Here is an 831-nt window from a genome sequence, read left to right as displayed (position 1 = left end):
CCAGTCCGCCGGGTCGGATGTAGGCGTGGTTCATCCGCAGACCGGTTATCGTCTCCAGGAGGTCCAGGATCTTCTCGCGCTCCCGGAACCCGAAAATCATCCCCGTGGTGGCGCCGATCTCCATCGCTCCGGTGGCGAGCCACACCAGGTGGGAGGCGATCCGCTGGAGTTCCATCACCAGCACTCGGATGACGGTCGCCCGCTCGGGGACCTCCTCGGTGACACCGAGCAGCTTCTCCACCGCCAGGCAGTAGGCCGTCTCGTTGTACAGCGGCGAGAGGTAGTCGGCCCGGGTGAGGAAGGTGACCGCCTGCGTCCAGGTGCGGAACTCGCAGCTCTTCTCGATCCCGGTATGCAGGTAACCGATCACGACCCGGGTCTGGACGACCGTCTCGCCCTCGATCTCCAGGACAAGGCGCAGCACCCCGTGAGTGGATGGATGCTGCGGACCCATGTTGACGGTGAGCCGCTCGGTGTAGTCCTCACCGCCGCCGAGCACCTGCTCCCAGTCACCGCCAGTGACCGTGTAAATCCGCCCGTCTGCCGATTCGGTGAAGCCGGCCTCATAGGCGGCCGCGGACGCATCAGCCGCGGGCACATCGGCAGGAACGTCAGCGGGAACATCGTCGACCGGCGGTCCCGCGAACGGGCTGGACCTACTGGACCTACTGGACCTGCTGGACGTGCTGGACGTCTCGGAGGCGTGGGTGGTCATAACGAACCTCGTTGGTAAGAACGACACAGACTGGGACGACACAGACTGGGACAACACAGACTGGGACAACACAGACTGGGACGACGCAGATAGGGACGGCACGGATTCGAACGGCA

The 831-nt window shown here is 64.7% G+C and carries 1 pseudogene; it reads right to left on the bottom strand.

Annotated features, from left to right (window positions below):
• Positions 1-715 (bottom strand): annotated as a pseudogene (locus tag U9977_RS04525) (NADH dehydrogenase subunit D); the annotation flags it as partial.
• Positions 716-831: the final 116 nt, after the last annotated feature.

Origin of the sequence: Protofrankia sp. Cas8 (genome assembly GCF_963555845.1) — a bacterium.
GTDB lineage: Bacteria > Actinomycetota > Actinomycetes > Frankiales > Frankiaceae > Protofrankia.
This window is presented reverse-complemented; position numbering and strand designations above follow the sequence as displayed.